At 70.5% G+C, this 18095-nt stretch carries 16 protein-coding genes; 7 read left to right on the top strand and 9 right to left on the bottom strand.

The genetic code is table 11. The features are described from left to right. The first annotated feature begins 3 nt into the window (after positions 1-3). Complete coding sequence (locus VM306_RS13180) at positions 4-420, top strand: SRPBCC family protein (protein ID WP_325514679.1); 417 nt, start codon at positions 4-6, stop codon at positions 418-420. Between the two features lie 38 nt (positions 421-458). Here VM306_RS13180 and VM306_RS13175 read toward each other — a convergent pair whose 3' ends face one another. From VM306_RS13175 to VM306_RS13165, 3 genes are read right to left on the bottom strand one after another with little or no spacing between them, the layout of a single operon-like run. After that, positions 459-1997 (bottom strand): NAD(P)/FAD-dependent oxidoreductase, encoded by a 1539-nt coding sequence (locus tag VM306_RS13175; protein WP_325514677.1) that lies wholly within the window; start codon positions 1995-1997, stop codon positions 459-461. Then, the gene (locus VM306_RS13170) at positions 1994-2857 is read right to left on the bottom strand and encodes an NAD-dependent epimerase/dehydratase family protein (protein WP_325514675.1); all 864 of its coding nucleotides are present in this window, start codon (positions 2855-2857) and stop codon (positions 1994-1996) included. Before VM306_RS13170 ends, VM306_RS13175 begins: the two co-directional genes overlap by 4 nt. Further along, the gene (locus tag VM306_RS13165) at positions 2854-3393 is read right to left on the bottom strand and encodes a hemerythrin domain-containing protein (protein WP_325514673.1); all 540 of its coding nucleotides are present in this window, start codon (positions 3391-3393) and stop codon (positions 2854-2856) included. Before VM306_RS13165 ends, VM306_RS13170 begins: the two co-directional genes overlap by 4 nt. 205 nt (positions 3394-3598) lie before the next feature. Here VM306_RS13165 and VM306_RS13160 point away from each other — a divergent pair, with 205 nt between their 5' ends. Further along, positions 3599-4834, top strand: a complete 1236-nt coding sequence (locus VM306_RS13160; protein WP_325514671.1) for an ABC transporter substrate-binding protein — start codon at positions 3599-3601, stop codon at positions 4832-4834. Positions 4835-4889: 55 nt separating this feature from the next. Here the strand turns inward: VM306_RS13160 and VM306_RS13155 are convergent, their stop codons facing one another. Continuing rightward, entirely contained in the window at positions 4890-7217 is a 2328-nt protein-coding gene (locus tag VM306_RS13155; RefSeq protein ID WP_325514669.1) for a Tex family protein, read from the bottom strand. A gap of 48 nt (positions 7218-7265) precedes the next feature. Here VM306_RS13155 and VM306_RS13150 point away from each other — a divergent pair, with 48 nt between their 5' ends. Beyond that, positions 7266-8354 carry an alkaline phosphatase family protein gene (locus VM306_RS13150; RefSeq protein ID WP_325514667.1) on the top strand — a complete coding sequence of 363 codons (1089 nt, stop codon included), beginning with the start codon at positions 7266-7268 and terminating at the stop codon, positions 8352-8354. A 56-nt stretch (positions 8355-8410) separates the two neighbouring features. Next, positions 8411-9274: a patatin-like phospholipase family protein gene (locus VM306_RS13145; RefSeq protein WP_325514665.1), complete on the top strand. Its 864-nt coding sequence runs from the start codon at positions 8411-8413 to the stop codon at positions 9272-9274. Here VM306_RS13145 and VM306_RS13140 read toward each other — a convergent pair. Next, the gene (locus VM306_RS13140; protein WP_325514663.1) at positions 9260-10174 is read right to left on the bottom strand and encodes a phosphotransferase; all 915 of its coding nucleotides are present in this window, start codon (positions 10172-10174) and stop codon (positions 9260-9262) included. The genes VM306_RS13145 and VM306_RS13140 overlap by 15 nt on opposite strands. Positions 10175-10269: 95 nt before the next feature. On the opposite strand from VM306_RS13140, the gene VM306_RS13135 reads away from it, so the two are divergent. Next, positions 10270-11184, top strand: a complete 915-nt coding sequence (locus VM306_RS13135; RefSeq protein WP_325514661.1) for an alpha/beta hydrolase — start codon at positions 10270-10272, stop codon at positions 11182-11184. Between the two features lie 13 nt (positions 11185-11197). Here the strand turns inward: VM306_RS13135 and VM306_RS13130 are convergent, their stop codons facing one another. Next, a complete protein-coding gene (locus VM306_RS13130) occupies positions 11198-12748 on the bottom strand; it encodes a wax ester/triacylglycerol synthase family O-acyltransferase (RefSeq protein WP_325514659.1) in 1551 nt (516 codons plus the stop codon). A gap of 221 nt (positions 12749-12969) precedes the next feature. On the opposite strand from VM306_RS13130, the gene VM306_RS13125 reads away from it, so the two are divergent. Beyond that, entirely contained in the window at positions 12970-13785 is an 816-nt protein-coding gene (locus tag VM306_RS13125; RefSeq protein ID WP_325514657.1) for an esterase/lipase family protein, read from the top strand. 3 nt (positions 13786-13788) lie between these two features. Here the strand turns inward: VM306_RS13125 and VM306_RS13120 are convergent, their stop codons facing one another. Then, positions 13789-14574, bottom strand: a complete 786-nt coding sequence (locus VM306_RS13120) for a helix-turn-helix transcriptional regulator (RefSeq protein ID WP_325514655.1) — start codon at positions 14572-14574, stop codon at positions 13789-13791. Positions 14575-14642: 68 nt separating this feature from the next. Between VM306_RS13120 and VM306_RS13115 the strand changes: the two genes are divergently transcribed. Continuing rightward, positions 14643-15380: an SDR family oxidoreductase gene (locus VM306_RS13115; protein WP_325514653.1), complete on the top strand. Its 738-nt coding sequence runs from the start codon at positions 14643-14645 to the stop codon at positions 15378-15380. A 68-nt stretch (positions 15381-15448) separates the two neighbouring features. Here VM306_RS13115 and VM306_RS13110 read toward each other — a convergent pair whose 3' ends face one another. Further along, positions 15449-16825 carry a hypothetical protein gene (locus VM306_RS13110; protein WP_325514651.1) on the bottom strand — a complete coding sequence of 459 codons (1377 nt, stop codon included), beginning with the start codon at positions 16823-16825 and terminating at the stop codon, positions 15449-15451. A 348-nt stretch (positions 16826-17173) separates the two neighbouring features. After that, positions 17174-18095, bottom strand: a 922-nt coding sequence (locus VM306_RS13105; RefSeq protein WP_325514649.1) for a helix-turn-helix domain-containing protein, incomplete at its 5' end; no start/stop codon positions are given.

The following is an 18095-nucleotide window of genomic DNA, read 5'->3' as shown; positions in this document are numbered from 1 at the left end:
AGCATTGAAGCGTCCATCGACGCCGTGTGGGCGGTACTCGCCGACGGGTGGTCATATGCGGGTTGGGTGGTGGGCGCGACGCACATCCGCGACGTGGACACCGGGTGGCCCAAATGCGGCACGCGCATCCATCACAGCGTGGGGCCGTGGCCGCTGGTCATCCAGGACACCACCGAAGTAGTGCGCTGCGAGCCGTCGCGGCTGCTGGAGCTGGACGCCCGGTTGTGGCCGGTGGGGGCAGCGCGGATCCTCTTCACCCTGCAGGCGCAGGGCATGGAGCTCACATACGTGCGGATGGCCGAGCGCGTGGTGCGCGGGCCGTCAGCGTTCTTGCCGAAGTTCGTGCAGGACGCGCTTCTCATTCCGCGCAACAAGGAGACCCTGCAGCGCCTCAGCGCGCTGGCTCAAGGTCGTCAGTAGAAGCGGCCGTCAACAGAGCGGTTGCCAGTAGAGCGCTGTCAGTAGAGCGCTTTGTTCGCGCCCTGGATCAGAGCCTTGTACAGCCCGCCCGCCGCGCCCCACCGCGCCAGCGCCGCACGAGCCGCGTTCGCCCCGGCCGCGCCGTGCACCCCGCCACCCGGCCACGCCGACGAACCCGCCAGGTAGAGCCGGTCGAACGGGGTGTCCGCGCGACCCAGGCCGGGCACGGGCCGGAAGATCAGCTGCTGGTGGATGGCCGCGGTGCCGCCGTTGACCGTGCCGATCTGCTCGGGACCGAGCACCGAGCGCTTGAGGATGCGCGAGCGGAAGCCCGGCGCGCGTTCCTCGATGACCTGCTCGATGCGGTCCGCACGGCGCTTGAGGCGGTCCTCGGTCCACTTGCCGCCCAACGGGACGTGTGTGTACGCCCAGGCGGCTTCGGTGCCGGCAGGGGAGCGTGACGGGTCGGTCGTCGTCATCTGGCCTATGACCATGAACGGGGTGCGCGGGACCTTGCCGCACGCGAGTTCGTGGGCGACGCCGGCCATGCCGTTGACGTCACCGCCGAGGTGGACGGTGCCCGCCTGGGCGGCTTCCGGGTTGGTCCACGGGATCGGGCCCGACAGTGCCCAGTCGACCTTGATCGTGTCGCCGTCCCACTGGAACTTCCTGAGGTCGTCGGCGAGCCTGGACGGCAGCGCGTCGCCGCCGATCAGGTCCAGATAGAGCGACGGTGCGGGGACGTCGGCCAGGACGGCTCGGCGTGCGCGCACGACGGAACCGTCCGCCAGACGCACGCCGACGGCCACACCGCGCGCGTGTAGCAGTGAGGTCACCCGCGCGTTGGTCTCGATGCGTCCGCCGAAGCGGCGCACCAGAGCCGCCGTCAGCTCACCTGCTCCGCCACGGGGGACCGGGTTGCCGACGTCCTGGCCGAGCATGGCGAGCAGCCAGCCGAAGCCCGCGCCGCCTGCCTGGTCCGGGCCGAGGTCCGTGTGCATCGTGTTGCCCGCCAGCAGCACACGGGCGCCTTCACCCTCGAAGAGTTCCTCGCCCAGACGGCGCACCGGCAGAGTCAACGTGCGGGCGAGACGCAGAGCGTCACCGATACCCGCTGCCTTCAGCAGCGACAACGCGCCGCGCACCGGCGGGAAGGGACGCATCAGCGATTCGAGCACGGCGTCGCGCAAGCTCATCCAGCGCGCGTACTCCGCCTGCCACCGCTCGGCGTCCACGTGTGCGAACGCGCCGACTGACTTCGCCGTGGCCTCGACGTCGCGAGAGAGAAGCGCCACGCGGTCGTCCGGCAGCACATGGGCGAGCACGGCCGGTGCGTGTTCCCACTGCACGTCGAGGTTCAACGCCTTGATGACCGGGGATCCGAGCCCGAGGGGGTAGAACGCGCTGTAGAGGTCGTTCGTGAAGCCCGGCGCCGTGACCTCGGCCGACGCGACGGCGCCGCCGGGTATGGCGCGCTGCTCGAGCACCAGCACGTCCCAGCCGGCGTCCGCCAGCAGGGCCGCGGCGACCAGCCCGTTCGGGCCGGAGCCGATGACGACAGCGTCGACCTCGTTCACGCACGTCCTCCCATCGCCGTCACGACCTCGCGCAGCACATCACGCGCGTCGTGTTCGGGCCACCATCCCAGATCCTCGTGCGCTCGTGTGGTCCGCACGAGCGGTGCCTGGTCCGCCATGCGTACCCACTCCGGCGTCAACGGCTGCAAACGCAACCGTGCTGTGACATCCGCCAGCCTCTCCGCCACCGAGTACGACACCGGCAGCCGGCCGATGCCGACGCGCCCGGCGATCATCGGCGCGGTCAGCACCGGCTCGGCGGCGAGGTTGAACGCCCCCACCGCCTTGCGCCGCACGATCTCCACGATCGCCCTGGCCACGTCGTCCGAGTGCACGAGCTGCAGCCGCAGGTCGTTCCACAACGGGATCGGCAGCCACGGCAGCAGCTTCGGCGGCAGCAGCGGGCTGAGCAGCCAGCGGCGCACCTGCTCGGCGGCGGACGCCTGACCGATGCCGCACGGGCGGATCACCGCGCACGGCAACGGATAGCGCTGGACCATCTTCTCCAGCCGCACCTTGTGCGCGCTGTAGGTGTTGCCTGGAATGCCCGTCAGCGCCCATGACTCATCCACGCGCTGATAGCGCGGCGCTGGTCCGTATGCGGCGACCGAGGACGCTACGACGAGATGGCCGACCTCTTCTTTGACGCACGCCGTCAGCACGTGTTCGCTGCCGTCGACGTTCGTCGCCTGGTCAGTCGGTTTGATCGCCCACGCCAGATGCACCACGACGTCCGCACCGCGGATGGCGTCCCGCAACGACGACAGCTCGCGCACGTCCACACCCACGTCCTCGAACGCGAGGTGACGGCGTAGCGCGGTGCCGACGTTGCCGGAGCCGCCGGTGACGACGATCCTCACCCGAGGACCTTGCGGATGGCGTCCCGTGCCTTGTCGACGACGGCCACGACAGGGCCGAGCGCCAGGTTCGCGATGGGGCTCTCCACACCGGGATGCGGGCGCGTCGGCGCGATCGCCTCGGCGGCCTCCACGGCCTTCGCCATGCGTTCGAGGCGTTCCTGGTCGTAGAGCTCGCGCAGCAACGGGAACTCGGCCTGCTCCTCGTGGTCCGCGTGCGCGAGAACGTCGTCGCGCAGCTGCACTAGCAGGGTGTCGAACCCCTCGGCGTCGGGCCCGATGCTGTCCATCGTGCTGAGGAGCTCCTTCGCGCGGCGTTCCTCCGCCACCCGTGCGTCGACGATCGGCTCGCCACCGTCCGCGCGCTTCACAGCGGGATGGACGATCTCCTCCTCCGCGGTCTCGTGGATCGAGAGGAGCCGCACCAGCCGACGCCACGCGTCCTTCCGTTCGTCCCCGGAAGCCGTCTCGACCTCGGTGAAAAGCGTGCGGATCTGTTCGTGTTGCCGGTGCAGAAGAGTGATCACGTCGTCAGCCATGTGCACCGAGTACCCGAAATGTCAGCGGCGACGCTGTGTCTCATTTCGTTCGGTACCGAAGAGCTAGCACACTCCGTAGTGGGGCGGTAGTCACATGAACCTTGCGGATCTGTGTTCCGTAGCACATAAGGGGCCATTGTGTGGGCCCTCACCCAATACTGAGCTACCGCTTAGTAGGCCTCGATCGTTTGGACAAGGACCCTGCATGCCCTTCCGCCGTGTGCTGCCCACCGTCGTGGCGCTCGCCGTCCTCGTGGCCGGCTGCGGCGCGGGAGACGACGAGAAAGCCCAGGTCAAGACCGGGCCGGGCGTTACCGACGACACGATCTCCCTCGGCATCCTGTCCGACATGACGGGACCGTTCAAAGCGTCCGCGCTGACCCGGATCAAGGGCTACGAGCTGTACCTGAAGCAGGTCAACGACCGGGGCGGCATCTGCGGCCGCCGGATCGAGCTCAAGCAGAAGGACCACGCCTACGACGTGCAGAAGGCACTCGACGGCTACTTCGACCTGGAACCGCAGGTCCTGGGGCTGCTGGAGCTCGCGGGCACCCCGATGACCGCCGCGATCGAGCCGGACATCATGCAGACCCGCACGCTGACGGCGCCCGCGTCGTGGGCCGCGTCGCTGCTCGGCAACCCGCACATGATGATCGTGGGGACGACCTACGACCTCGACGTCATCAACGCGCTCGACCACTACAAGCGACGCGGAGTCATCAAGGACGGCGATACGGTCGGTCACGTGTTCGTCCAGGGCAGCTACGGCGACAACGCGGTCGAGGGCAGCCGGTTCGTCGGCCAGCAGTGGAACATGAGGATCGCCGAGCAGCCCATCAGCGAGACCACGGCCGACCTCGCCCAGCAGATCGCGGCGCTCAAGGCGTCCGGCGCGAAGGCCGTCATGCTCAGCACCACCCCCGCCCAGACCGCGGCGGCCGTCGGTGTCGCGGCGGCGCTGAAGTGGGAGGTGCCGTTCATGGTCAACGTGGTCGGCTTCGACACCGCGATCCTGGACTCGCCCGTCGGCCCCGCCGTGGAGAAGCAGTTGTCGGTGGTGACGTCGGTGGCACCGTTCACCGGCACCCAGCCCGGCCCCCGCGAGGTGGCGGCGGCGTTCACCAAGTACTACCCGGACGACAAGCCCGCGATCTACGTCGACCACGGCTACACCGTCGCGAAGGTGTTCCTGTCGGTCGTGGAGAAGGCCTGCAAGGAGGGCGACCTCACGCGCGACGGCGTGCTGAAGGCCTTCCAGGACACCACCGGCCTGGAGACCCAGGGCCTGACCGGCCCGCTGCGGTACTCGCTGGTGGGACGGCCTTCGGCGACGCAGTCGTACATCACCAAGGTCGACCGGGAGGCACCCGGCGGCCTCACGACCGTCGAGGAGCTGTTCGAGTCCGAGCTGGTGAAGGCGAAGGGCACGCGCGCCAAGTAGGCACCACATGAGACGGGCCCCTCCCGGTGTCGGGAGGGGCCCGTCCTCGTCGGACCTACTTGCCGAAACCGGCCTTCCGCAGGGCTTCCGCCATCGACCCGGTCGCGGGCGGCGCCGAGGTGCGCTGCTGGCCACCACCGCGCTGCGGTTGCCCGCCGCGCTGCGGACGACGGTCACGACCGCCGCCACCGCCGCCCTGCTGCTTCGGAGCGGGCTTGCCCGGCTCGTCGGTCAGCCGCAGCGTCAGGCCGATGCGCTTGCGGGCCTCGTCGACCTCCAGCACCTTGACGCGCACCACGTCGCCGGACTTCACGACGTCGCGCGGGTCCTTCACGTAGTTGTTGGACAGGGCGGAGATGTGCACGAGGCCGTCCTGGTGCACGCCGATGTCCACGAACGCGCCGAACGCGGCCACGTTCGTCACGACGCCCTCCAGCACCATGCCGGGCTTGAGGTCGGCGATCTTCTCGACGCCGTCCGCGAAGGTCGCCGTCTTGAACGCCGGCCGCGGGTCGCGGCCCGGCTTCTCGAGCTCCTTCAGGATGTCCGTGACGGTCGGCAGGCCGAACTTCTCGTCGACGAACTCCTCCGGGCGCAGCTTCGTGAGCACCGCGGTGTTGCCGATCAGCTCGGCGCCCGCCTCCTGCTGCATCTTCCGCACGACCGGGTACGCCTCGGGGTGCACGGAGGAGGCGTCCAGCGCCTCGTCACCGCCGCGGATCTTGAGGAAGCCCGCGCACTGCTCGAACGCCTTCGGGCCGAGCCGCGCCACGTTCTTCAGCGACGTGCGCGTCCTGAACGGGCCGTTCTGGTCGCGGTGCAGCACGATGTTCTCCGCGAGACCGGTGGTGATGCCGGAGACGCGGGCCAGCAGCGGCACGGAGGCGGTGTTGAGGTCGACGCCGACCGCGTTCACGCAGTCCTCGACCACCGCGTCGAGCGAGCGCGACAGCTTCGACTCCGACAGGTCGTGCTGGTACTGGCCGACGCCGATCGACTTCGGGTCGATCTTCACGAGCTCGGCCAGCGGGTCCTGCAGTCGGCGGGCGATCGAGACGGCGCCGCGGATCGACACGTCGAGGTCGGGTAGCTCCGCCGACGCGTAGGCCGACGCCGAGTAGACCGACGCGCCCGCCTCGGACACCACGATCTTGGTGAGCCCGAGCTCGGGGTGGCGCTTGATCAGGTCGGCGGCCAGCTTGTCGGTCTCGCGCGACGCCGTGCCGTTGCCGATCGCGATCAGGTCGACGTCGTGCGCCTTCGCCATGGCCGCGAGCTTCGCGATCGACTCGTCCCAGCGGTTCGCGGGCACGTGCGGCTGGATGACGCCGTGCGCGACGACCTTGCCGGTGGCGTCGACGACCGCGACCTTCACGCCGGTGCGGTAGCCGGGGTCGAGGCCCATCGTGGCGCGCGTGCCGGCCGGGGCGGCCAGCAGCAGGTCGCGCAGGTTGGACGCGAAGATCTTCACGGCCTCGTCCTCGGCGAACTGGCGCAGTCGCCCGCGCAGGTCGATGCCCAGGTGCACGAGGATCCTGGTCCGCCACGCCCAGCGCACGGTGTCGGTGAGCCACTTGTCGGCAGGGCGCCCGCGGTCGTCGATGCCGAACCGCGCGGCGATGCGCACCTCGAACGACGACGGGCCCTCCTCGACGGGTTCCTCCGGCTCCAGGACGAGGTCGAGGACCTCCTCCTTCTCGCCGCGGAACAGCGCCAGGATGCGGTGGGACGGCAGCTTGGAGAAGGGCTCGTCGAACTCGAAGTAGTCGGAGAACTTGGCGCCCTCGGTCTCCCTGCCCTCGCGGACCTTGGAGACGACGCGGCCGCGCGTCCACATCCGCTCGCGCAGCTCGCCGATCAGGTCGCCGTCCTCGCCGAACCGCTCGACCAGGATGGCCCGCGCGCCCTGCAGGGCGGCCGTCGCGTCGGCGACCTCCTTGCCGGGGTCGACGAACTTCGCCGCCTCCTCCTGGGGGTTCAGGCCAGGATCACCCAGAAGTGCGTCGGCGAGCGGTTCGAGACCGGCCTCCTTCGCGATCTGGGCCTTCGTGCGGCGCTTCTGCTTGTAGGGCAGGTAGAGGTCCTCGAGCCGCGCCTTGGAGTCGGCGGCGAGGATCTGCGCCTCGAGGGCGTCGCCGAGCTTGCCCTGCTCGCGGATGGAGTTGAGGACGGCCGCCCGGCGCTCCTCCAGTTCGCGCAGGTAGCCGAGGCGTTCCTCGAGCGTGCGCAGCTGGGCGTCGTCGAGACCGCCGGTCGCCTCCTTGCGATAGCGGGCGACGAACGGGACGGTCGCGCCACCGTCGAGGAGTTCGACAGCAGAGCCGACCTGGCCTGCGGCCACGCCGAGCTCGTCAGCGATCTTCTGGTGGATGAGCGTTGTCACAGCGCGCCATTCTGCCCGCTGTCCGATTCGACGTGGCACGGTGTCCTGGTGACCATCGCCGAGGTCGTCCCCTCACTGCTGTCGGGCCTGGAAGTTCCGGGCGCCGACAACACGCTAGGCCTGCCCGCGGCCCGGCGTGTCGTCCTCCTTCTCGTCGACGGGCTCGGGCACGAGCTGCTCCGCGCGCACGCCGGGCACGCCCCGTTCCTGTCCGGCATGGCCCCGCGGCACGTCGACGCCGGCTTCCCGTCGTCGACCGCCACCAGCCTCGCCTCGATCGGCACCGGGCTGCTGTCCGGTGAGCACGGCATCGTCGGGTACACGTTCGCGGTGGGCGACGAGGTGCTCAACGCGCTGACGTGGTCGCGTGTCGGCGACCACCACGACCTGCGCAAGACGCTGGTGCCGGAGGTCGTGCAGCCGCACCCGACGGTGTTCGAACGCGCGTCGGCCGCCGGTGTCGCGGTCAGCTCCGTCGCCCCGATGGCGCACCGCGGCAGCGGTCTCACCAGGGCGGTGCTGCGCGGGTCGTGGTTCCGCGGCGCGGCGGGCTTCGGCGACCTCGCGCTGGGGGCGGTCGCGGGGGCCGGGCAGGACCGCTCGTTCTGCTACGCCTACCACCCCGACCTCGACACGATCGGGCACCTCTACGGGCCGGGCTCGCCGGAGTGGTTGCTGCAGCTGGAGTTCGTGGACTCGCTGGCCTCGCGCATCGCCGCACGGCTGCCGTCCGGGGCGCTGCTGGTGGTCACGGCCGACCACGGCATGATCACCGCCGACGAGCGGATCGACTTCGACACCGAACCCCAGCTGTGGCAGGGAGTGCGCGTGATCGCCGGTGAGCCCCGCGTGCGCTACCTGCACACGTCGAGCAGCGAGGTGCTGGACGTGTGGCGCGAGTTCCTCGGAGCACGGGCGGAGGTCCTGTCGCGCGAGGACGCCGTGGAGGCCGGGTGGTTCGGCCCGGTCAGCCCGCTCGCGGCCGGCCGGATCGGCGACGTCGTCGTCGCGATGAAGGACTCCGCGGTCGTCCTGCGCAGCCAGGCCGAGCCCACGTGGAACGCCATGCGCGGGTTCCACGGCTCGCGGACGCGGCAGGAGCTGGCCATCCCACTGCTGGTTCACCGCGTTTCATGACTTCAGTGCAGACCGAAGGCAGCCCTGGTGCGCGGTGAGACCTAGGATCACGGCACGTGACGATCGAACTGCCAGGACCAGTCGGGTTCGTGCTCGGCGGAGGTGGAAGCCTCGGCGCGGCGCAGGTCGGCATGTTGCGCGCGCTGCACGAACACGGAGTGCGCCCTGATCTCGTCGTCGGCACGTCGGTCGGTTCGGTCAACGGGTCGCTGCTCGCCCTCGACCCGGACGAGGCCGCCTCCCGGCTGGCGGTGATGTGGGAAGGCATGACGCGGCAGCGCGTGTTCCCCGGTGGCCCGCTGGCGCAGCTGAAGTCGTTGCGCACCAACAAGACCTACCTCTTCCCGAACACCGGTCTCGCCGGCGTGCTGGCCGAGGGGCTCGACGGCAGCACGGAGTTCGAGGACCTGGCGCTGCCGTTCGGCGCGGTGTCGGTGGACTGCGTGACGGGCGAGGCCGTGAACATCACGTCGGGCCCGCTGGTCCCGGCGATCCTCGCCAGCGCGGCGATCCCGGGCGTCTACCCGCCGGTGAAGATCGGCGACCGCGTGCTCTACGACGGCGGGGTGCTCGCGAACGTCCCGATCCGGCAGGCCCTGGCGATGGGCGCGAAGTCGTTGGTGGTGCTGGACTGCGCCTTCCCCGGCCACCTGCCGACCGTGCCGCAGACGCTCGCCGAGACGCTGCTGTTCTGGGCGACGCTGGGCATGCGCAACCAGGCCGTGCTGGAGGTGGAGCTGGCCTCGCGGCAGGCACCCGTGCTCTACCTGCCGGGCCCGCCCGTGCAGGCCGTGACGCCGCTGGACTTCACGCACACCGCGCAACTGGTCGAGGCCTCCTACCAGGCCTCGGCCACGTTCCTCACGACGCTGGAGATCGCGGGGGCCGGTCTGTACGGCCACCCGTCACACGGCGTGTAGCTCTTCCAGCACGCGTTCGACGTTGTGCTCGGCGATGGCCAGCATCGCGTCGCGGTGCGGGAAGTCGCCGTCCAGCAACCGGAGCGGGCCCTCGACGAGCGACAGGTGCATCGCCAGCCGGTACAGCGCGAGGCGCGCGGGGTCCAAACCGGGCACCGGGCGGTAGTGCCGGCCGAACCGCAGTTGCAAGAACACGTGCTCCCACTCGACGTCGAAGAACATCGTGCCCTCGATGTCGATCAGCACCGGCCGTCCGTCTGCCACGAGCACGTGGTCGGGTCCCAGTTCGCCGTGGATCAGGCCGTACCGGGTGCGCGGCTCGATCAGCGAGTGCCGTTGGCGCAGAAGGGTTTCCAGGTGTTCGCGAGCCGCCGCGATCCGGGGAACCCTTGTGGAGCAGTCTTCCAGGTGTCCGAGGGCTCGTTTCAGCACGACGTCCGGGATCGGTGGCGCGTCGGTGGGCTGCAGTGCGCTGGGGCGGCCGTAGCGCGGGCTGAGGCGCTGGTGCATGGCCTCGACGTCGTCCCACAGGCGTTCCAGCGGTTTTGGGTCGTCGAGCTGCTTTTCGAGGAACGAACCGCCCAGGTCCTCGACGACGACCACGTCGCGGTCGACCAGCACCAGCCGCGGCACGCACATCCCGGCCTCTGATAGCGCCGTGTGGGCCGTGAGAAACAGATCGCGTCCGCTCGCGTTGCCGAACAACGGGTCGTACTCGTGCTCGGGCCAGTAGTCCTCACTCGCCCGCCACACGTAGGCGACGCCTGTCGTGCCGTCGTCGAGCGTCAGGCGGTAGACGCCCTTCTTGCTGCCGCCGCGCAGACGGGCGACGTCGCGCAGTTCACGGCCGTAGGCGGCGTGCGCGACGTCCGCCAGTTCGGCTACCCCCAGATGTGCCACGCTCCCGAACGTAGGGGTGAGTGCGTGAAACTGGTGCCAACATCGGCCGCTCTGGCGGCTACCTCCCGGTAGGTCCAAGCGACATACTGGTTGGTATGACGACTGCGGCGGACTTCGGCGGCACGAGCCACTACGCGGACCTCGACGGGCCCGTGCACTGGGTCGACTTCGGCGGACCGGACGACGGGCCGCGCATCGTCCTCGTGCACGGGCTCGGCGGGTCGCACCTCAACTGGGTGCTGCTGGCGCCGTTGCTCGCCCGCAGGGCGCGGGTGGTGGCCGTCGACCTCGCCGGGCACGGGCTGACCAACCCCGAGGGGCGGCTGACCACCGTCCAGGCCAACTCGCGGCTCCTCGGCCGGTTCGTCGCCGAGGTCGTGGGGGAGCCGGTGGTGCTGGTCGGCAACTCGATGGGCGGGATGATCTCCCTCCTCCACACCGCGCAGGACCCCGGGATGGTCAGGGGACTGGTGCTGGTCGACCCCGCGCTGCCGATGGTGTTCGGGACGCGGCCGGACCCGACGATGCTCGGCACGTTCTTCCTGTACTCGGTGCCGGGGCTGGGCAAGCGCTTCCTGGCGAGGGGGAGGACCGCCTCCGCGCGCCGGCAGGTCGACCGGGTGCTGGAACTGGTCTGCGCTGACCCGACGGGCATCCCCGAGGAGCTCAAGCTGGCGTCGGAGCACCTCATCGGCGAGCGCGCCAAGGTCGAAGGGCTCGACGACGCGTTCCTCTCGGCCGCGCGCAGCACCGTGTTCACGTCGTCCAAGCGCGGCGCCTACTACGCGGCGATGCGCGAGATCCGCGTGCCGGTGTTCCTGATGAGCGGCGACAAGGACAGGCTCGTCAACGTCGCCGCGGCCCGGTTCGTCGCGCGCAGGCACCCGCACTGGCGCTACGACGAGTACGCGGGCGTCGGTCACGTTCCCCAGATGGAGATCCCCGAGGTCGTGTCCGAGCGGGTCCTGGAGTGGATGGACACCCACCGCCTGAGCACGTCCGCGAGCTGACCCGCCGAGGCCGTCAGGCCGTGGTCCCCGGCTTCGCGCCGTTGTTCGCCGCCTTGGACACCGGCTTGGCGGCACGAGCGGCCCGAGGCTTCACCGCAGCGGGCTTCACGGCAGCGGGTTTCACGGCAGCGGGTTTCACGGCAGCGGCCTGCACGACCTTCCGCGCCGCCCCGGTCCTCTCCGCCGGTTCGGCCGCCAGTGCCGCCATCTCGTCGAACCCGGCGCGGATGCCGTCGGCGAGCAGCTGCACGTCCGGCACGCCGTCGAAGTCCGCGTTGATGCCGAACGTGAACCGGTCGAGGTAGGAGAAGATGCCGACGGTGATCCGGATCGTCGAGGCGATCGGCACGTACGGGAACATCTCCACCAGCGGACGGCCGAGCAGGTAGAGCGGGACGCGCGGGCCGGGCACGTTCGTGGTGACGGTCTGCAGGATCTGCTGCGGGAACCGCATCGCGGTCCGCGAGCCCAGCGCCATCAGCGTCGGCGCGGCGAAGTTCGACAGGTTGGTGATCACGTCGGCGCCGGCGGCCTGGCGCGAGCCCTTCAGGTCGTCCATCTGCTCGCGGATCGACGCGAGGCGCTTGACCGGGTCCGCCTCGCCGACGGGCAGGTTCACCAGCACGGCGCTGACGCGGTTGTTCAGCTCGTTGTGCTGGTCCGCCTTGCGCATCGACACGGGCACCATGGTCCGCACGACCATGCCCTCGGTCAGCTCGCCGCGTTTCTCCAGCAGGTCGCGGAAACCGCGCGTGATCGCCGTGAGGATGACGTCGTTGACCGTGCCACCGGCGGCCACGCGGATCTGCTTGATCTCAGCCAGGTCCGCCCGTGCCCACACCCACCGGCGGTGCGGCCCGATAGGACCGTTGAGCGAAGTCGCCGCACGCGTGACCAACCGGCGTGCCGTGCCGGGAACCGAACCGAGGACGGACTTGCCGAAGTCGACGATCTCGCTGAGGGAACGCAGGTTCCGCGCTAACGCAGGCAGTGCGGCGAGGTGTCGCACCGGCGTCACCACGGCGTCGCGCACCCCGTCGACCACCAGGTCGAGGGTCGACGGCTGCGGGGCCGGCTTCCACTCGACGGGGTCCGGCAGCACGCCGTCCTTCCGGAAGTCCAGGATGAGCTGCACCATGTCCGAACCGGACACTCCGTCGATCATGCAGTGGTGGACCTTCGAGATGATCGCCCAGCGGCCGTCCTCGAGCCCCTCGACGAGCCACGCCTCCCACAGCGGCTTCGAGTCGTCGAGCTTCTGCGCGAAGATCCGGCCTGCGAGGTTGCGCAGCTGGTCCTCGCCGCCCGGTGACGGAACGGCGGTGTGCCGCACGTGGTACAGGACGTTGAAGTGGTCGTCGTCGACCCAGACCGGGCGACCCACGTGGAACGGCAACGCCTTCACCTTCTGCCGGTAACGCGGCACCTGGTCCATGCGCGCCAGGAAGAGGCGGATCACGTCACCGTAGGACGGGACCGGCCCTTCGAAAACGAGGACGGAACCGACGTGCATGGGCACGTTCTCGTCCTCGATGAAGTAGAAGCCTGCGTCGAGTGAGCTCATCCGATCCACTCGAAAAACACTAGAGCAGCTTTCCGTCTCAATCGACGTCCATGCAGGTGAGCGGCAGTTAACTGCGGCGCGGTTGCCGCCGGGTTACCTGCGCGTTGCGAATCGAGACTCGAAAGTGCTGGCAAAAAGATCGATCGCGAAACATCATGGACTCACCGGGCACAGCCGCTCGGTGCGCCGGCTCGGGGTTGTCGACGTGTGGGGAGGCTCGTATGTCTGCCGTACCTTCGGACGAAGTCCTCGAAGCTGCCGCTTCGCCCCTGCACCTCGTCAGAGGCAGTGCTCCCGGTCTTTTCTGGTACCTCACCGAGCCCACCCGCTGCGCCCTGGACGTGAGCGAGTTCGTCGCCACGCGGTCGATGCTGCGCGGTGCGCCGTCGGGTGACGGCCACCCCGTCCTGGTGTTCCCCGGTCTCGGAGCCGCCGACTCGTCGACCGTGATGCTGCGCCGGTTCCTGACCGGCCTGGGCTACCGGGTCCACGGGTGGGGGCTGGGGCCCAACATCGGTCCCACGCGCCGCGCGGTCGACGGCATGCACGCGTTGGTGAAGAAGGTGTCCGACGAGCACGGCGGGCCTGTGTCCGTCGTGGGCTGGTCGCTCGGCGGGATCTTCGCGCGCGAGATGGCGCGCGACCACCCGCACCGCGTGCGCCAGGTGATCACGCTCGGATCGCCGTACAACATGAGCGATCCCGTGCAGTCACGGGCGATGCCCGCTTTCGCCCTGTTCTCCCGTCTGCACATCCCGCGCGAGGAGTTCCCGCCGCCGGAGCGCACGCGGCCGCCGATCCCGGTGCCCGCCACGTCGATCTACTCCAAGACCGACGGGATCGTGTCGTGGGAGTCGTGCGTCGAGGAACCGGGACCGCGGCGCGAGAGCGTCCAGGTGTCGTCCTCGCACCTGGGATACGGCTTCAACGCCACCGTTCTGTGGGTGGTGGCCGACCGGCTGGCGCAGGCGGAGGGCACGTGGGCGCCCTTCACCGCGCCACCGGGGATGGCACGCCTGTACCCGCGGGCGGCCTGAGGGTCAGCAGGGCCGGGCGTCCGAGTAGATCACCAGGGTCTGGTCGGGCTGCTCGGCGGGGTGGAACGCCGTGTAGGCGTAGTCGACGGGCCCGAGATCGGGGTGCCTCAAGCGTTTCCGCCCGGCCACGCGCTGCGCCCGCACCTCGTGGTGCGGCCACCAGGAGCGCACCTCGGGGCTGGCCGCGTGCAGTTCGTCGATCAGCAGGGTGAACCGCTCGTCGCCGGGGTGCCTGCCGGCGAGGGTGCGCAGCCGGGCGAGCAGGTGCCGTGCCTCGGGTTCCCAGTCGACCACGACGTGCCGAGCCTCCGCGGCGGTGAACGTCCAGCGCGCGAAGTTCGGCCTTTCCCCTGTGAGACTGGGAAACAGCGCTGCCGCCGCCTCGTTGTGGGCGAGGACGTCGTAGGTGGCGCCGATGACGTACGCGGGATGCGGGTGCAGAAGTCCTGGCACGGCGGCCACTTCCGCGGCCAGCGGCTCCTGTTCGGGCGAGCCGGTCACCGGGAGGCCCGCGAGCCGGAACAGGTGGTCCTTTTCGGACCGGTCGAGCCCCAGCGCGGAGGCCAGCGAGCGGAGCACCTGGTCGGACGCCCGCACGTCACGGCCCTGCTCCAGGTACGTGTACCAGGTGGCGCTGATGCCGGCGAGCACCGCGAGCTCCTCGCGGCGCAGACCCGGTGTGCGGCGCCGGGACGTGCGCGGCAGACCCGCCTCTGCTGGGGTGAGCCGCTCCCGGCGGCTGCGCAGGAACAGGCCCAGCTCGTGGCGCTGGTCGGCAAGGCTTGGCATGCTGGCACCTCCAGTTCCAGCATAAGGCGGCTCTGGATACCAGGCTGAGCACGTCTCAGGCTGAGGTCATGGCTGGAATCAACGGCAAGGTCGTGGCGATCACCGGTGCGAGCAGCGGGATCGGTGAGGCGACAGCTCTGCTGCTCGCGGAACGGGGCGCGCGCCTCGTGCTCGGCGCACGCCGGCAGGATCGCCTGGCGGAGCTGGTGGCGAAGATCGAGAGCGCGGGCGGCAGCGCCGTGCACACGCGCACCGACGTGACCCGTCGCGAGGACCTGCACGCACTGGTGGCGTTGGCACAGGAGAGGTACGGCAGGCTCGACGTGCTGGTGGGCAACGCGGGAGCGGGCCCGATCTCGCCGCTCGACGACCTGCGCGTCGACGAGTGGGACGAGATGGTCGACGTCAACATCAAGGGAGTGCTGCACGGCATCGCGGCCGCGTTGCCCGTGTTCCGGGCGCAGCAGTCGGGGCACTTCGTCACCACCGCCTCCACCGCCGCGTTCACCGTCGTGCCGAACATGGCGGTCTACGCGGGCACCAAGGTCGCCGTCCGGGCGATCTGCGAGGGCCTGCGCCAGGAAGCCGGACCCGCGCTGCGGGTGACCACGGTGTTCCCCGGTTTCGTGCACACCGGCTTCGCGGAGGCGTCGAGCAACGCCGAGGTGCGGACGCGGATCGCGGAGATGCGCGACCGGATCGCGATCCACCCGGACGCGATCGCCCGCGCCGTCGCGTTCGCCCTGGAGCAGCCGGACGACGTCGACGTGAACGAGATCGCCGTGCGGCCGACCGCCCAAGGCTAGAGGAACGCAGGGGAAGCGGGCGGGATCGGAGCACCGGATCCCGCCCGCTCCCGCGGATGGTCAGTCGGTCAGCCGTTCACCGCCTCGGCCAGGTTCGCCGACCACGCCTCGGCGTCGCCGCCGTGGCCGCCGTTGCCGCTGTCGCCGCCGTTGGTGGCGCTGTAGTTGGCCGCGTAGCCGGTGTCGCCGGTGGACGTGTCGCCGGAGTCACCGGAGCCAGTGCCGACGGCGAGGTCGCTGTCGTTGTCGTGCAGGCAGTTGTCGTGGGCGCACATCACCCAGGAGTCGTTGTCGTTGTCGTCGGACTCGTTGTCGTTGCCGTGGTAGCCGTTGTGGTCGCCGTGGTGGCCGTGGTAGGCGTCGTTGTCGATGTAGGCGTCGTTGTCGCCGGTGTCACCGGACTCGCCGGAGTCGCCGGACTCACCGGACACCGCGACGTTCTCGCTCACGGCGTGGCCGCCGTTGCCCGAAGCCGCGCCGTTTCCGGCCGTGGCGTTCGCCGTGGCGTTCGCCGTAGTGTTGGTGTCGCTGTGGACCGAGTCGCCGTCGGTCGAGTCGGAGTCCTCGTCGTCCTCGGTGCCCTTGCTGTCCGACTCCTCGGCGTCGTCGTCCCAGTTGTGGGTCGAGGTCGAGCTCTCCGCTCCGGCAGCGGCGTCTCCGCCGTCACCGCCGTTGCCGGTGTTGCCGCCGTTGGTGGTGCTGTGGTTGCCGGCGTTGCCGGAGTCGCCCGTGGACGTGTTGCCGGAGTCGCCGGAGCCGGTGCCGACCGCGCAGTTGGCGTAGACGCAGAGGACGGTGGCGTCGTTGCCGCCGGTGTCACCGGAGTCGCCGGAGTCGCCGGTCTCCCCGGAAATCGCGTAGTTGTGGCTGACGGCGTGGCCGCCGTTGCCGGAAGGCGCGCCGTGTCCGGCCGTGGCGTTCGCCGCGGCCGCGGTGTTGCTGTGGGCGTCGGCGTCGTCGTCCCCGTCGGTCTCAGTGGAGTTCTCCGCCGCGGCGTAGGCGTCGGCGTTGCCGCCGTTGCCGCCGTGGCCGGTGTTGCCGCCGTTGGTGGTGCTGTGGTTGCCCGCGTTGCCGGAGTCTCCCGTGGACGTGTCACCGGAGTCGCCGGAGCCGGTGCCCACCACGCAGTTGGCGTACACGCAGAGCACGGTGGCGTCGTTGTCGCCGGTGTCACCGGAGTCGCCGGAGTCGCCGGTCTCCCCGGAAATCGCGTAGTTGTTGCTGACGGCGTGGCCGCCGTGCCCGGAGGGCGCGCCATGCCCGGCCACAGCGGATGCGTCGGCGTCGGCGCCGTACCACCCGCCGTACCCGTGGTGGTGACCCCAGCCACCCGTGGGGAACGAGTGGAGCGCGCCGATGCCGGCACTGGCGGCCGGACCGCCGGCCAGGACCAGACCGCTGGCCACGACCGCGGCCAGCAAGCCTGTTTTGACGTTCTTGCGCATGTTCTTCCTTTCATGCGAGGCGTCTTCTGGTGCGGCCGCCCGGTTCGTCCGCGGTCCGGAGCACGTCGGCATCCGAGCCGCAGGTCTCGTGCCTGCCGCCGAACCGGTGTCCCGTGCTGAAGTTCTCCCCTCTCCGGCGGAACACTGGTTGCACCATTCGGAGTAGCCGCGTCATGGGGTCGAAAACCTGTCCAGCGCCTACCAGCTGAAAGAGCGAAACCCGGTACGGCTGCGCTGACGGCGCAGGCCACCTGGCGGGGGAGTCCACACCGGACAGGGGACGCTTGATCGGATGAGCGATCACCCGCAGGCACGGGGAATGCGGTTGCCAGAAGAGAAACGAGAGAGTTAGTCGCGTCCCAGCCGGAAGGCGGCGAGGGCGAGCTTCAGCCGTGCCGGGTCGGTGACGTCGAGGACCCCGCCGATCTGCTCCAGGCGGCGCGACACGCTGCTGTGGTGCAGGTGCAGCAGGTCGGCGGCCTTGCGCAGCGAACCGGTGGCGCAGTACGCGTCCAGCGTCGCCAGGTCCTCAGTGGACAGGCCGGCGACCGCGACGACGTCGGCGTTGGCGAGCAGGACCTCCGCGGGGACCTCCGCGAGCAGCGCCAGCGCTCCCAGGTCGCGGTGGCGGACGACGGGCGTGCGCTCGGTGGTGAAGCGCAGGGCGGTCCGTGCCTCGGTCCAGGCGCGGGCGGGGTGGGCGTCGGTGCCGACACCCGCCCGGACGCCGGGAGGGAAGCCGCCCAGCCCCGTGGCGAGCAGAACGCCCTCCGCGCCCACGGGCGCGGCCTTCACCAGGTGCCGCCCGCACACCGCCGTCGCGACCCGGTCCAGCGCGAGGTCCGAGCTGACCGCGGCGACGTGGAGCCGCTGGTCCGGCGCGAAGCCCAGCAGGCGCAACGCCCGCGCCCGTCCCGCCTCGTCGCTGCCGGCGCTGACCACCAGCTCGACCAGCGCGGGATCGGCCATCGTCGTGCGGGCGGGCCCGTAGCGCTCGACCACGGCCGCCACGGCGATCGCGAGCCGGTCCAGCAGCACCTCGTCGAGCGGCCACGCCCCTGCCCGTTCCAGCCAGACCTCGCCGATCTCCTCGTCGTCGAGCGTGACGGGGGCCTTCGACGACAGGGGCCGCGGCGCGGCGGCCTCGGTGCCGCCGGGGGACATGCGGACGACCTTCCCGGTGCTGTGCAGGCGGATGCCCGCCACGCACTCCGCGAGACCCGCGGAAGCCCTTGCCAGAGCGGGGAGGTCGACCCGGCGGCGCATGAGC

The organism is Lentzea sp., from assembly GCF_035525475.1.
Taxonomy (GTDB): Bacteria; Actinomycetota; Actinomycetes; order Mycobacteriales; family Pseudonocardiaceae; genus Lentzea.
Note: the sequence above shows the minus strand (reverse complement) of the source record. Positions and strands in the feature narration are given on the sequence as shown.

Bases quoted from the DNA above. Each gene is read 5' to 3' on its own strand.
- VM306_RS13165 (WP_325514673.1), bottom strand. From the start codon at position 3,393: ATGGCTGACGACGTGATCACTCTTCTGCACCGGCAACACGAACAGATC.
- VM306_RS13160 (WP_325514671.1), top strand. From the start codon at position 3,599: ATGCCCTTCCGCCGTGTGCTGCCCACCGTCGTGGCGCTCGCCGTCCTC.
- VM306_RS13135 (WP_325514661.1), top strand. From the start codon at position 10,270: ATGACGACTGCGGCGGACTTCGGCGGCACGAGCCACTACGCGGACCTC.
- VM306_RS13130 (WP_325514659.1), bottom strand. From the start codon at position 12,748: ATGAGCTCACTCGACGCAGGCTTCTACTTCATCGAGGACGAGAACGTG.
- VM306_RS13125 (WP_325514657.1), top strand. From the start codon at position 12,970: ATGTCTGCCGTACCTTCGGACGAAGTCCTCGAAGCTGCCGCTTCGCCC.
- VM306_RS13120 (WP_325514655.1), bottom strand. From the start codon at position 14,574: ATGCCAAGCCTTGCCGACCAGCGCCACGAGCTGGGCCTGTTCCTGCGC.
- VM306_RS13115 (WP_325514653.1), top strand. From the start codon at position 14,643: ATGGCTGGAATCAACGGCAAGGTCGTGGCGATCACCGGTGCGAGCAGC.
- VM306_RS13110 (WP_325514651.1), bottom strand. From the start codon at position 16,825: ATGCGCAAGAACGTCAAAACAGGCTTGCTGGCCGCGGTCGTGGCCAGC.